At 66.3% G+C, this 13158-nt stretch carries 12 protein-coding genes and 1 pseudogene; 9 read left to right on the top strand and 4 right to left on the bottom strand.

Annotated features, from left to right (window positions below):
• Positions 1-10: 10 nt before the first annotated feature.
• Entirely contained in the window at positions 11-1213 is a 1203-nt protein-coding gene (locus PVZ78_RS07380) for an SfnB family sulfur acquisition oxidoreductase (RefSeq protein ID WP_273828504.1), read from the bottom strand.
• Between the two features lie 172 nt (positions 1214-1385).
• Positions 1386-1949 carry a helix-turn-helix domain-containing protein gene (locus PVZ78_RS07375; RefSeq protein WP_009048491.1) on the bottom strand — a complete coding sequence of 188 codons (564 nt, stop codon included), beginning with the start codon at positions 1947-1949 and terminating at the stop codon, positions 1386-1388.
• 15 nt (positions 1950-1964) lie between these two features.
• Between PVZ78_RS07375 and PVZ78_RS07370 the strand changes: the two are divergent.
• Positions 1965-2982, top strand: a pseudogene (locus PVZ78_RS07370) (DMT family transporter).
• A 1-nt stretch (position 2983) separates the two neighbouring features.
• On the opposite strand, the gene PVZ78_RS07365 reads toward PVZ78_RS07370, so the two are convergent.
• Positions 2984-3427: a hypothetical protein gene (locus PVZ78_RS07365; RefSeq protein ID WP_103331374.1), complete on the bottom strand. Its 444-nt coding sequence runs from the start codon at positions 3425-3427 to the stop codon at positions 2984-2986.
• 245 nt (positions 3428-3672) lie between these two features.
• Here PVZ78_RS07365 and PVZ78_RS07360 point away from each other — a divergent pair, with 245 nt between their 5' ends.
• Genes PVZ78_RS07360 through PVZ78_RS07335 form a run of 6 tightly spaced genes read left to right on the top strand, consistent with a single transcriptional unit; the run spans position 3673 to position 9742 of the window.
• Complete coding sequence (locus PVZ78_RS07360) at positions 3673-6591, top strand: monovalent cation/H+ antiporter subunit A (protein WP_124299140.1); 2919 nt, start codon at positions 3673-3675, stop codon at positions 6589-6591.
• On the top strand, positions 6591-6935 hold the full coding sequence (locus tag PVZ78_RS07355; protein ID WP_003202835.1) for a Na+/H+ antiporter subunit C: 345 nt from the start codon (positions 6591-6593) through the stop codon (positions 6933-6935). Before PVZ78_RS07360 ends, PVZ78_RS07355 begins: the two co-directional genes overlap by 1 nt.
• Positions 6932-8617 carry a monovalent cation/H+ antiporter subunit D gene (locus tag PVZ78_RS07350; RefSeq protein WP_038631795.1) on the top strand — a complete coding sequence of 562 codons (1686 nt, stop codon included), beginning with the start codon at positions 6932-6934 and terminating at the stop codon, positions 8615-8617. Before PVZ78_RS07355 ends, PVZ78_RS07350 begins: the two co-directional genes overlap by 4 nt.
• Complete coding sequence (locus tag PVZ78_RS07345; protein WP_273828503.1) at positions 8614-9102, top strand: Na+/H+ antiporter subunit E; 489 nt, start codon at positions 8614-8616, stop codon at positions 9100-9102. Before PVZ78_RS07350 ends, PVZ78_RS07345 begins: the two co-directional genes overlap by 4 nt.
• Entirely contained in the window at positions 9099-9377 is a 279-nt protein-coding gene (locus PVZ78_RS07340) for a K+/H+ antiporter subunit F (protein WP_009048485.1), read from the top strand. Before PVZ78_RS07345 ends, PVZ78_RS07340 begins: the two co-directional genes overlap by 4 nt.
• Positions 9374-9742, top strand: a complete 369-nt coding sequence (locus tag PVZ78_RS07335) for a Na+/H+ antiporter subunit G (protein WP_273828502.1) — start codon at positions 9374-9376, stop codon at positions 9740-9742. Before PVZ78_RS07340 ends, PVZ78_RS07335 begins: the two co-directional genes overlap by 4 nt.
• 136 nt (positions 9743-9878) lie before the next feature.
• Here PVZ78_RS07335 and PVZ78_RS07330 read toward each other — a convergent pair whose 3' ends face one another.
• A complete protein-coding gene (locus PVZ78_RS07330) occupies positions 9879-10316 on the bottom strand; it encodes a DUF3995 domain-containing protein (protein ID WP_009048483.1) in 438 nt (145 codons plus the stop codon).
• Positions 10317-10413: 97 nt separating this feature from the next.
• Here PVZ78_RS07330 and PVZ78_RS07325 point away from each other — a divergent pair, with 97 nt between their 5' ends.
• Entirely contained in the window at positions 10414-10803 is a 390-nt protein-coding gene (locus tag PVZ78_RS07325; protein WP_028682677.1) for a DUF2946 domain-containing protein, read from the top strand.
• A gap of 201 nt (positions 10804-11004) precedes the next feature.
• On the top strand, positions 11005-13140 hold the full coding sequence (locus PVZ78_RS07320; RefSeq protein ID WP_273828501.1) for a TonB-dependent receptor: 2136 nt from the start codon (positions 11005-11007) through the stop codon (positions 13138-13140).
• Positions 13141-13158: the final 18 nt, after the last annotated feature.

Raw genomic sequence — 13158 nt, 5'->3', positions numbered from 1 at the left:
GGGCGATTCCTCAGTTCCAGGCGTGGCGTGCCGGCTTGACGCCGTTGAGCAGGAAGTTGCCGATCAGGTGGTATTTCCAGCGCGCCGGGTCATGCAGGGTGTGGGTCCGCGCGTTGCGCCAGTAGCGGTCGAGGTTGTACTTGCCGAGCACCGAGCGGGTGCCGGCCAGCTCGAACAGCTTGCTGCTGGCGAGCAAGGCGCTTTCCGTCGACAGCACCTTGGCTTGCGCCACCACCACCGATGCGTGGGCCACGGTGTCTTCGTTGGGCTCGCGCAAGGCCTGGTCGATGGCCAGGCCGGCTTTTTCCAGGATCGCTTCGCTGCCGTGGACCCGCCATTCCAGGTCGCCGATGGCAGCGATGGTAAACGGGTCCTGCCAGCCATGGTCCTGGCCGCTGTCGATCCAGGGCCGCGACTGGCGGGCGTGGCGCTTGGCTTCTTCCAGGGCGCCGACTGCCAGGCCGGTGTCCACCGCCGCCTGGATAATCTGCGAGATCGGCCCGTCGGCGGTGGGCTCGTCGAACGCGCGATGGGCCGGGATCACCGCGCTCAGCGGCACCTGCACCGCCTCGAGGGTGACGCCGCCGCTGGCGGTGGTGCGCTGGCCGAAACCGTCCCAGCTGTCGATCACCGTCAGGCCGGGGTTATCCCGTTCGATAAAAGCGATGAACGCCTTGTTCTCTTCGTCGACCGCCACCGCCGGCACGATATGGGCGAACAAGGCACCGGTGCAGTAGAACTTCTCGCCGTCGATCCGCGCGCCGTCGGCGTTGAAGCGGATGCGGGTCTCGAAGGCGCCGGCATGCTTGCTGCCGGCTTCGGAGAACGCGTTGCCGAAGCGATAACCCTGCAGCACCTTGGCGAAGTAGTAGCGCTTCTGCGCTTCGCTGGCGGTTTGCAACAGGATGTCGAGCACGCCCAGGTGGTTCTGCGGCAGCTGGCCGAGGGACGAGTCGGCGGCGGAAATGATCTTGATCACCTCCGCCACCGTCACGTAGGACACCCCGGCGCCCCCGTAGGCCTTGGGAATGGTGATGCCCCACAGGCCGCTGGCGGAGAACTCGTCGAGCTCGGCGAACGGCAGGCGCCGCTCGCGATCGCGCACGCTGGCCTCGACGGCGAAACGTTCGGCCAGGGTCCGGGCGACGGCGATTGCCTCGGCATCGGAGCGGATGATGTGGGCGGTTCGGGTGGGTTGAGCAGTGGCTGTCATGGCCGACTCCAGGTCCTGTCGAATGCGGAAGATCCGTTCTGACCGGGAGATTGCAGGAGTCGTGCCGAAGCCTATAAATCTTATAAATCAGTAAGTTGAATCGAACTCATAAGAAACAGAATCAACTTAAAACAGGCAAAATGTTCAAGCACTGTTGCCCAGGCAACAGTGCTCAGATCACCACGTTGCGCACGAAACGCACCGCCACCGCCCCATCGTTGCGATAGGCATGCGGCAGGTTGCTGGCGAACATGAAGAACTCACCGCTGTCCAGGCGCCGCTCCTGCTCGCCCAGGACCAGGGTCAGGCAGCCTTCGCAGACATACAGCTGCTCGCTCCAGCCTTCGGCGTCCGGCTCCGACAGGTATTGCTCGCCCGGCTCCAGGCGCCACTCCCACAGCTCCACCTCACGACAGGCGTTGGCCTTGGCCAGCAGCACCGCCTTGCTCCCGGGAATCAGCCCGGCCCAGGCCAGTTCGTTGATGCGGCTCGGGTCGCGGGCGTCGGGGGCCTGGATCAGGTCGCTGAAGGCCACGTCCAGGGCTTCGGCCACCCGGTCCAGGGTGCTGAGGCTGACATTCTTCTCACCGGCCTCGATGGCCACCAGCATCCGTCGGCTGACCCCGGACCTTTCCGCCAGGGCGCTCTGGCTCAGCTCGGCGGCGTGGCGCAGGCGCCGGACGTTGTGACTGACATGTTGCAGCACGGATGCGCGCTGCCCAGGATCTTTGTGCACTATATTGCTCACTGTATGGATTTGCGCAGTATACTGCCCAACTTCGCGGCGCATTGTGCGGCCGCCCCGGGTAGCGCGCAAGGGCATGACGTCGGTGAACTCCTCCAAACCTTCCTCCTTCTTCCTCAAACTGAGCAAAGCCGAGTGCGTGCTGGTGCTGATCACCATGGTCTGGGGCGGGACCTTTCTCACCGTGCAGCACGCCATGACCGTCAGCGGCCCGATGTTCTTCGTCGGCCTGCGGTTCGCCGCGGCGGCCTGCATCGTCGGGCTGTTCTCCCTGCGCAGCCTGCGCGGGCTGACCCTGTTCGAACTCAAGGCCGGGGTCTTCATCGGCACCGCCATCATGCTCGGCTACGGCCTGCAGACCGTGGGCCTGCAAAGCATTCCCAGCAGCCAGTCGGCCTTTATCACCGCGCTGTACGTGCCCTTCGTGCCGCTGCTGCAATGGCTGTTCATGGGCAAGCGCCCGGGGCTGATGCCGAGCATCGGCATCATGCTGGCCTTCACCGGCCTGATGCTGCTCTCAGGGCCGAGCGGCGCCGCGCTGGACTTCAGCCCGGGCGAAATCGCCACCCTGATCAGCACCGTGGCCATCGCCGCGGAAATCATCCTGATCAGCACCTACGCCGGCCAGGTCGATGTGCGCCGGGTCACCGTAGTACAACTGGCTGCCACCTCGGTGCTGTCGTTCCTGATGGTGGTGCCGACCCAGGAAGCCATCCCGGACTTTTCCTGGCTGCTGCTGGCCAGCGCCCTGGGCCTGGGCGCCGCCAGCGCGGCGATCCAGGTGGCGATGAACTGGGCGCAGAAAAGCGTCTCGCCGACCCGCGCCACCCTGATCTACGCCGGCGAACCGGTGTGGGCCGGGCTGGTCGGGCGCATCGCCGGCGAACGCCTGCCGGCCCTGGCCCTGCTGGGCGGCGCGCTGATCGTCGCGGCGGTGATCGTCAGCGAGTTGAAGACCAAGGGCAAGAGTAGCGAGGTGGTCGAGGCGGATCGGCTGGATGAGACGGCGGATTCGCAACGCTGAGTCAGCGCGGCAACGACTCGACAATGGCCGCCAGTTCCTGCCGGGACAGCTGGCCGGCCTTTACGGCAGCAACAATGTCTTCTCGCGTCATGGTTTGAGCCGGGGCCTGCTCGGCATCGACATTCCATAACCACAAGGGGCTGATCCGCTCCTGCCCCGGCCAGAAGGCCTTGGGCAAGGCTTCCTGAGCGATGACGCCCTTGTGATAGAAGTACGCCAGGTAGCGGCTATGGCCCTCGGCAAAGCCGGTGTCGTAATAGAGCACCGTGCCGGCGGGCAAGGCCGCCGCCGCTGGCCCTTCGATCGACAAGGGCTCCAGGGTCTTGAAGCGGCTCATGCCGGCAGTGGGCCCGGCCAGGGTCAGCCACAGCCAGACAATCCAGCCGCCGAAGGCCATCAGCAGCAGGCTGGCGAGGGTTTTGCGGGTAAAGGTTCCGAGGGTCATAAAGGGCCTGTCTGCTTCCGTTCAAGCGGGTCCGTTGCCAAGGGGCGCGACCATAGCACCGCGCGCAGCGTTTTGTTGTCATTCATGCTGGGCAAACTGCCATGACTTTGGTGCCGGCTGGCTTTTCGTTCCCTGTCTTGAACGCCGTTCGAAGGGGTTTTGTAGGATCCTGCCACAGCTTCAAGGTTGGTGATCACAGAGTCGGCACGTATGATGCATCACAATTTCCCGCAGATTAGAAGCCTATGTCCCTGATAGTTCTACTGCTTCTGCCTTTTATCGGCAGCTGTCTGGCGGCCCTGCTGCCGCACAACGCGCGTAACACCGAGTCCCTGCTGGCAGGCCTGGTCGCCTTGGCCGGTACCGTGGCGGTGGCCTCGATGTACCCGCAGATCGCCCATGGCGGCGTGATCCGTGAAGAATTCAACTGGCTGCCCAGCCTCGGCCTGAACTTCGTCCTGCGCATGGACGGCTTCGCCTGGCTGTTCTCCATGCTGGTGCTGGCCATCGGCACCCTGGTGTCGCTCTACGCGCGCTACTACATGTCGCCGGAAGACCCGGTGCCGCGCTTCTTCGCGTTTTTCCTGGCCTTCATGGGCGCCATGCTCGGCCTGGTGATTTCCGGCAACCTGATCCAGATCGTGTTCTTCTGGGAACTGACCAGCCTGTTCTCCTTCCTGTTGATCGGCTACTGGCACCACCGCTCCGATGCCCGGCGCGGCGCCTACATGGCGCTGATGGTCACCGGCGCGGGGGGCTTGTGCCTGCTGGCGGGGGTCATGCTGCTCGGCCATGTGGTCGGCAGCTACGACCTGGACCAGGTCCTGGCTGCCGGAGATCTCATCCGAGCCCACGCCCTCTACCCCATCCTCCTGCCCCTGATCCTGATCGGCGCCCTCAGCAAAAGCGCACAGTTCCCCTTCCACTTCTGGCTGCCCCACGCCATGGCCGCGCCGACACCGGTCTCGGCCTACCTGCACTCGGCGACCATGGTCAAGGCCGGGGTCTTCCTCCTTGCCCGCCTCTGGCCGTCGCTGTCCGGCAGCGAAGAATGGTTCTGGATCGTCGGCGGCGCCGGTGCCGCGACCCTGGTGCTGGGCGCCTACTGCGCGATGTTCCAGAACGACCTCAAGGGCCTGCTGGCCTACTCGACCATCAGCCACCTGGGCCTGATCACCCTGCTGCTGGGCCTGAACAGCCCGCTGGCCGCGGTGGCCGCGGTGTTCCATATCCTCAACCACGCCACCTTCAAGGCCTCGCTGTTCATGGCCGCCGGCATCATCGACCACGAAAGCGGCACCCGCGATATCCGCAAGCTCAACGGCCTGATCAAGCTGATGCCGTTCACCGCGACCCTGGCCATGGTCGCCAGCGCCTCCATGGCCGGCGTGCCGCTGCTCAACGGCTTCCTGTCGAAAGAGATGTTCTTCGCCGAGACGGTGTTCATCAATTCCACCGCCTGGGTCGAGGCCGCCCTGCCGGTGATCGCCACCATCGCCGGGACCTTCAGCGTCGCCTACTCCCTGCGCTTCACCGTGGATGTGTTCTTCGGCAAACCGGCCGAAGACCTGCCGCACACGCCCCACGAGCCACCGCGCTGGATGCGCGCGCCGGTGGAGCTGCTGGTGTTCACCTGCCTGCTGGTGGGGATCTTCCCGGCGCAGATGGTCGGCCCGCTGCTGGCCGCGGCCGCCCAGCCGGTGGTCGGCGGTACCCTGCCGGAGTACAGCCTGGCGATCTGGCACGGCCTGAATGCGCCGATCATCATGAGCCTGATCGCCATGTCCGGCGGCATCGTGCTCTACCTGCTGCTGCGTGCCCCGCTGGTGCGCGGCCACTTCGCCTACCCGCCGCTCGTTGGCCGCTTCAACGGCAAGCGCCTGTTCGAGCGCAGCCTGGTGAGCATGATGCGCCTGGCCCGGCGCCTGGAGCGGCGGATCAGCACCCAGCGCCTGCAGACCCAGCTGTTCCTGCTAGTGCTGGTGGCGGTGCTGGCCGGCCTGATCCCGATGCTCTACAGCAGCCTGAGCTGGGGCGACCGGCCGAAGATCCCGGGCTCCATCGTCTTCGTCACCCTCTGGCTGCTGGCCATCGCCTGCGCCCTGGGCGCCGCCTGGCAAGCCAAGTACCACCGCCTGGCGGCCCTGACCATGGTCAGCGTCTGCGGCCTGATGACCTGCGTGACCTTCGTCTGGTTCTCCGCGCCGGACCTGGCCCTGACCCAACTGGTGGTGGAAGTGGTGACCACGGTGCTGATCCTGCTCGGCCTGCGCTGGCTGCCACGGCGGATCGAAGACGTCTCGCCGCTGCCGAGCAGCGTGCCCAAGGCCCGTGCCCGCCGCCTGCGCGACCTGCTGCTGTCGATCGCCGTCGGCCTGGGCATGGCCGTGCTGTCCTACGCCATGCTGACCCGCCAGACCCCCAACGACATTTCCTCGTTCTACCTCAGCCGCGCCCTGCCGGAAGGCGGTGGCAGCAATGTGGTGAACGTGATGCTGGTGGACTTCCGCGGCTTCGACACCCTGGGCGAGATCACCGTGCTGGCGGCCGTGGCCCTGACCGTGTTCGCCCTGCTGCGGCGCTTCCGCCCACCGAAGGAAAGCATGCAGTTGCCGGCCCAGCAGCGCCTGCTGGCGCCCGACGTGGTCACCGACCTGGTCAACCCGCGCCAGGCCAGCGACACCGCCCTGGGCTTCATGATGGTGCCGGCGGTGCTGGTGCGCCTGCTGCTGCCGATCGCCCTGGTGGTGTCGTTCTACCTGTTCATGCGCGGCCACAACCTGCCGGGCGGCGGTTTCGTCGCCGGCCTGGTGATGTCGGTGGCGTTCATCCTGCAATACATGGTCGCCGGCACCCAGTGGGTCGAGGCCCAGATGAGCCTGCGACCGCTGCGCTGGATGGGCACCGGCCTGCTGTTCGCCACCCTGACCGGGCTCGGCGCCCTGGCGTTCGGCTACCCGTTCCTGACCACCCACACCCTGCACCTGGACCTGCCGCTGCTCGGTGATATCCATATCGCCAGCGCGCTGTTCTTCGACATCGGTGTGTATGCCGTGGTGGTCGGCTCGACCCTGCTGATCCTCACCGCGCTGGCGCACCAGTCGGTGCGGGCGCACAAGCCGAGCCCGTCCAAATCCCTTGCCAAGACAGGAGCCACTGCCTGATGGAAGAAGTCATTGCAATTGCCATTGGTGTGCTGGCGGCCTCCGGCGTCTGGCTGGTGCTGCGGCCACGGACCTTCCAGGTGGTGATGGGCCTGTGCCTGCTGTCCTACGGGGTCAACCTGTTCATCTTCAGCATGGGCAGCCTGTTCATCGGCAAGGAGCCGATCATCAAGGACGGCGTGCCCCAGGACCTGCTGCACTACACCGACCCGCTGCCCCAGGCGCTGGTGCTCACGGCGATCGTCATCAGCTTCGCCATGACCGCGCTGTTCCTGGTGGTGCTGCTGGCGTCCAGGGGCCTGACCGGCACCGACCATGTGGATGGCCGGGAGCCCAAGGAATGAGCCTGATGCCGCACCTGATCGTCGCGCCTATCCTGCTGCCGCTGCTGACCGCCGCGGTGATGCTGATGCTCGGCGAGAAACATCGCCCGCTCAAAGCCAAGATCAACCTGTTCTCCAGCATGCTCGGCCTGGGCATCTCCGTGCTGTTGCTGGTCTGGACCCAGCAGACCGGCGTGCCCGGCTCCGTCGGCGTGTACCTGCCGGGCAACTGGCAGGTGCCGTTCGGCATCGTGCTGGTGGTCGATCGCCTGTCGGCGCTGATGCTGGTACTCACCGGGATCATCGGCGTCAGCGCCCTGCTGTTCGCCATGGCCCGCTGGGACCGCGCCGGGGCCAGCTTCCACGCGCTGTTCCAGATCCAGCTGATGGGCCTGTACGGCGCCTTCCTGACCGCCGACCTGTTCAACCTGTTCGTGTTCTTCGAAGTGCTGCTGGCCGCCTCCTACGGCCTGATGCTCCACGGCTCCGGCCGCGCGCGGGTGTCCGCCGGCCTGCACTACGTGGCGATCAACCTGCTGGCCTCGTCGCTGTTCCTGATCGGCGCGGCGCTGATCTACGGCGTCACCGGCACCCTGAACATGGCCGACCTGGCGCTGAAGATCCCGCTGGTGCCGGAAGCCGACCGCGGCCTGCTGCACGCCGGCGCGGCGATCCTCGCCACCGCGTTCCTGGCCAAGGCCGGCATCTGGCCGCTGAACTTCTGGCTGGTGCCGGCCTATTCCGCGGCCAGCGCGCCGGTGGCGGCGATGTTCGCGATCATGACCAAGGTCGGCGTCTACACCCTGCTGCGCCTGTGGACCCTGCTGTTCTCCGGGCAGGCCGGGGCCTCGGCCTACTTCGGCGGCGACTGGCTGATCTACGGCGGCATGGCGACCATCGTCTGCGCGGCCCTGGCGATCCTCGCCGCGCAGCGCCTGGAACGCATGGCCAGCCTGAGCATCCTGGTCTCGGCCGGGATCCTCCTGGCAGCGATTGGCTTCGCCCAGCCCAGGCTGATCGCCGGCGCGCTGTTCTACCTGGTCAGCTCGACCCTGGCCCTGAGCGCGCTGTTCCTCCTGGCGGAGCTGATCGAGCGCTCGCGCTCGGCCAACGAAATCCCCCTGGACGACGAGGCCGAAGCCCTGCCCCGGCCTCAGGAGTCGCTGCAACCGCCACCGGGCACCAACCTCGACGACGAGCGCAAAGCCGTGGTCGGCCAGGTGATTCCCTGGACCATGGCCTTCCTCGGCCTGAGCTTCATTGCCTGCGCGCTGCTGATCATCGGCATGCCGCCGCTGTCGGGTTTCATCGGCAAGCTGAGCCTGATCGGCGCCCTGCTCAACCCCGCCGGGCTGGGCCAGGCCAGCGATGCGCCGCTGTCCGGCGCCGCCTGGGGCCTGCTGGCCTTGCTGATCCTCTCCGGCCTGGCGTCGCTGATCGCCTTTTCGCGCCTGGGCATCCAGCGCTTCTGGAGCCCGGAAGAACGGCCGTCGCCGCTGCTGCGGCGCTTCGAGTGCGTGCCGATCATCGCCCTGCTCGGGCTGTGCATGCTGCTGACCGTCAAGGCCGAGCCGCTGCTGCGCTTTACCCAGGCCGCCGCCGACAGCCTCAACGACCCGCAGCAATATGTGATGGCCGTGCTCGGCACCCGGGCGGTCCCCAGCCCCGAGGCCCAGGCGGCGTTGCAGGAGGTGCAGCCATGAAGCGCCTGTTCCCCGCGCCCTGGTTGTCCCTGGCGCTGTGGCTGCTGTGGCTGGTGCTGAACCTGTCCGTCAGCCCCGGCAACCTGCTGCTCGGCGCGCTCCTGGGCTTCTGCGCGCCGTTGATGATGCGGCCGTTGCGCCCGCTGCCGATCCGCATCCGCCGCCCCGCGACCATCCTGCGCCTGTTCCTGCTGGTCGGCCGCGATGTGCTGCTGTCGAACCTGGCCGTGGCCTGGGGCGTGCTCAACGCCGGACACCGCCCGCCGCGCTCGCGCTTCGTCAAGATCCCCCTGGACCTGCGCGACGCCAACGGCCTGGCCGCGCTCTCGACCATCACCACGGTGGTGCCGGGCACGGTGTGGTCCGAGCTGTCCCTGGACCGCAGCATCCTGCTGCTGCATGTGTTCGACCTGGACGACGAAGCGGCTTTCATCCAGCACTTCAAGACGACCTACGAGCGTCCGTTGATGGAGATCTTCGAATGAGTGCCCTGCTCACGAACGCGATCCTGCTCAGCCTGTTCCTGTTTTCCGTGGCCATGGTCCTGACCCTGGTCCGGCTGTTCAAGGGCCCCTCGGCCCAGGACCGGGTCCTGGCCCTGGACTACCTGTACATCCTGGCGATGCTGATGATGCTGGTGCTGGGCATCCGTTATGCCAGCGACACCTACTTCGAGGCGGCGCTGCTGATCGCCCTGTTCGGCTTCGTCGGCTCCTTCGCCCTGGCCAAATTCCTCCTGCGTGGCGAGGTGATCGAATGAATGCCGTCAGTGAACTGTCGTGGTGGATCGAGATACCGGTGGCGATCCTGCTGGTGCTCGGCAGCGCCTTCGCCCTGATCGGCGCCATCGGCATGCTGCGCATGAAGGACTACTTCCAGCGCATGCACCCACCGGCCCTGGCCTCGACCCTGGGCGCCTGGTGCGTGGCCCTGGCGTCGATCCTGTATTTCTCGGGGATGAACTCGGGGCCTGTGCTGCACGCCTGGCTGATTCCGATCCTGCTGTCGATCACCGTGCCGGTGACCACCCTGCTGCTGGCGCGGGCGGCGCTGTTCCGCAAGCGCATGGCCGGCGACGATGTGCCGGCGGAGGTCAGCAGCCGGCGTCGCGAAAGCGGCAGTTGAGGGATGCCCGCCACACGCGCCCTTTGTAGGAGCGAGCTTGCTCGCGATGAACGTCAACGATGACGCGGACCATCTGCGGGAATCCGTTGAACCGGCTTTTTTCGCGAGCAAGCTCGCTCCTACAAGAGGGAGGCACTCAGTTCCAGGCCACCACCAGCAACCCCGCCCCCAGCACCACGCACAGCGGCGAATAGAACAAGGTGTCCAGCCGGGCGAACCTGGACTCGCTGACTTCCTTGAAGAACCCCACCAGGTTCGAATCGCCAATGGCCCGGGCGAACATCAGCAAGGCCATCGCGCTGATCACCCATTGCAGCGCCGGGTGGCTCACCGTCGGCAGGTACAGGCCCACCCGCAGGCACACCAGCATCGCGATCAGCAGCAGGCCCACCGCCACCAGCAAGGTGGCGAACCCCGAGGGTTTGAACGCCGGCTCCAGCTCACCCGGCGTCCTGCCCGGCACCTGGGGGATCGCCGCCTCGCTACCGCGCTTGCCGCCGGCGGCCCAGTACAGGTGGATCAGGCTGATCAGCAGGAAGGCTCCCGCCATCCATTGCGCGATCAAAACATTCATATGCAAACGTCCATGGCAAAAAATGTTGCTGAAGAATGGACCCGCTCGCGCGTTTTTGTAAGTACGTTCGTCGCCTGCGATGGTAAAGTGCCGCCCCATGAAATTCGCCCGAACCGATCGCTCGCTCATTGCCTGGATGCTCTATTGCTGCGTCCTGTTCAATGTATTCGCCTGCAGCATCGGCCACGGGCAAATGGTCGGCCAGCAGCTCAACGGGATCGGCGGCCAGTTCTGTACGGTGGACCCGCGCACCCAGGCGCCGGCCTCCTCCAACCCGGTCGACGAATCGCTGCCGACCCTGTCCAAGGCCTTCGGTTGCCCGCTGTGCTCCACCGGCGGCATGGGCCCGGCGTTCAACTCCAGCCTGACCCTGGCGATCCTGCCGCAGCACCACAGCCCGCCGCTGGCGCCCCGCGCCACCGCTGACATTCCCACCCGCTTCACCTGGCCCGCGGCCCACCCGCGCGCGCCGCCCGCCTTCTCCTGAGTCTTCTGCCCCTGTCATCAGCCCGCCCCGTGCCAATGCACGGCGTCAGGGTCTGTCCGGAAAGTCACTGTGCGCTAAGCGCCTTCGCGCTATGCAGGCCATGCTGTGTTAAAAGCAGGCTCGCCTGACCTTCGCTCGCCGACTTTTCGTACGGACCCTGAACCCCGGGCTGCTTCCTAGCCAAGAATTCAGGATCTACCGATGAAACACATTCCCCTGCTGGCCAGCCTGTGCGGCTGCCTGTCCGTCAGCGCCTGGGCGCAATCCAGCGTCGACCTGGCACCGATCACCATCGACGGCGACCAGCCCGTCGAACCCGGCCTGGCCCTCGACCAGTCCAGCGGCATGGCCTCGCGCCTGGGCCTGAGCGTCCGTGAGACCCCGGCCTCGGTAGCGGTGGCCAACCGCAACGATATCGAGCGGCGCGGCGCGCAGAACTTCCAGGACGCCGCCAACAGCCTGCCCGGGGTCAATGCCAGCGCCCCGCCGGGGTTCGGCGGCTTCGTCTCCTACCGGGGTTTCAGCAACAGCCAGATCACCCAGATGTTCAACGGCATCAACGTGTCCAGCGGCCTGGCACGGCCGGTGGATTCGTGGATCTATGACCGGGTCGAACTGCTCGGCGGCCCCTCCTCGCTGGTCAACGGCGCCGGCTCCGTGGGCGGTTCGCTGAACTACGTGACCAAGCTGGCCGACCGCCAGGAGCGGGCCATCGAGGGCCGGGTCAGCTACGGCAGCTACGACACCACGCAAACCGCCTTCGGCCTCAACCACGCCCTCAGCCAGGCCGGTGACGAGGTGCAGCACTACGCCCGCCTCGACGTCAGCCACAACACCAGCAACGGCTACATCGACCGCCAGGAGCGCGATGCCTGGAGCCTGGCGTTTTCCCTGCTCAGCGACCTGACGCCGGACCTGTCCCACACCCTGGCCGTGGAGTACCAGGACGAACACGAGGACAGCCCGTACTGGGGCACCCCGGTGCTCAACCCCAAGGCCGGCGAGCTGAAGATCGACAAGCACAACCGCTTCAACAACTACAACGTCGAGGACGGCCGCTACGAGCAGCGCACGATCTGGGTGCGCTCGATCCTCGACTACCGGATCAACGACAGCACCAGCCTGCGCAACACCCTCTATCACCTGGACAGCCAGCGCGATTACCGCAACCTGGAGACCTACCAGTACAACGCCGACAACAGCGCGGTGAACCGCTCCACGGCCTATCAGGTGCGGCACCAGGGCGAGCAGAACGGCAACCAGTTCGAGCTGCGCCACGACACCTCGATCTTCGGCCTGGACAGCACCTGGTCCGGCGGTTTCGAGTACAAGGTCAACCGCACCACCAACTCGCCGCTGAACGTCAAGGCGGCCAACAGCGTCGACCCGAACAACTACCAGCCGGGGCATTTCTACGACCTGCCGGGCACCCGCCAGGGCTTTGTCGCCGACAAGACCAACGAGGTCACCACCCAGGCGCTGTTCGTCGAGAATCGCCTGGCCCTGACCGACCGGCTGGCGCTGCTCACCGGCCTGCGCTACGACGACATCGACCTGGACGTGACCAACCATCGCCAGGTGACCGCGAGCAATCCACGACACCTCAAGCGCCGTTGGGAACCGGTCACCGGCCGGGTCGGCCTGAGCTATCAGTTTCTCCCGAGTGCCAATGTCTATGTGCAGTACAGCACCGCCGCCGAGCAGCCCAACAACAGCACCCAGGCCTTCGATGTCTCCACGGGCAAGCAATGGGAAGTGGGCAGCAAGTTCGATTACCTGGATGGCCGCGGCTCGGCGACCCTGGCGGCCTACCGCATCGAGCGCAAGGACTTCGCGGTGACCGACCCGCTGGACCCGACCCTGAGCATCCCGGTGGGCCAGCAGACCTCCAAGGGCATCGAGGTGGCCAGCTCGCTGCGGGTCACCCCGAAGCTGCTGCTCGAGGGCAACTTCGCCTGGGTCGATGCGCAGTACGACGAGTTCACCGAGAAGAACGCCGCGGGCGTGGTGGTGTCACGCAAGGGCAATACCCCAACCAACGTGCCGGACCGGGTCGGCAACCTGTGGCTGACCTATGACCTGGCGCCGCAGTGGCAGACCGGGGTCGATGTGCGTTATGTGGCCTCGGTGTACGCCGACACGGCCAACACCCTGACCGTGCCCTCCTACACCCTGTACGGCACCTTCCTCACCTACAAGCTCGACAACCACACCTCAATCACCGGGCGGGTGCGCAACCTGACCGACGAGGTCTACGCCAGGTTCGCCCATGTCTCGCCGGCTTACTACCTGGGTACGCCACGGACCTTCGAACTGGCGGTGCAGAGCCGCTTCTAAAAACATCGCGGGCAAGCC

The sequence above is a fragment of the Pseudomonas sp. SBT1-2 genome (assembly GCF_028640875.1).
Classification (GTDB): Bacteria; Pseudomonadota; Gammaproteobacteria; order Pseudomonadales; family Pseudomonadaceae; genus Aquipseudomonas; species Aquipseudomonas chlororaphis_I.
Note: the sequence above shows the minus strand (reverse complement) of the source record. Positions and strands in the feature narration are given on the sequence as shown.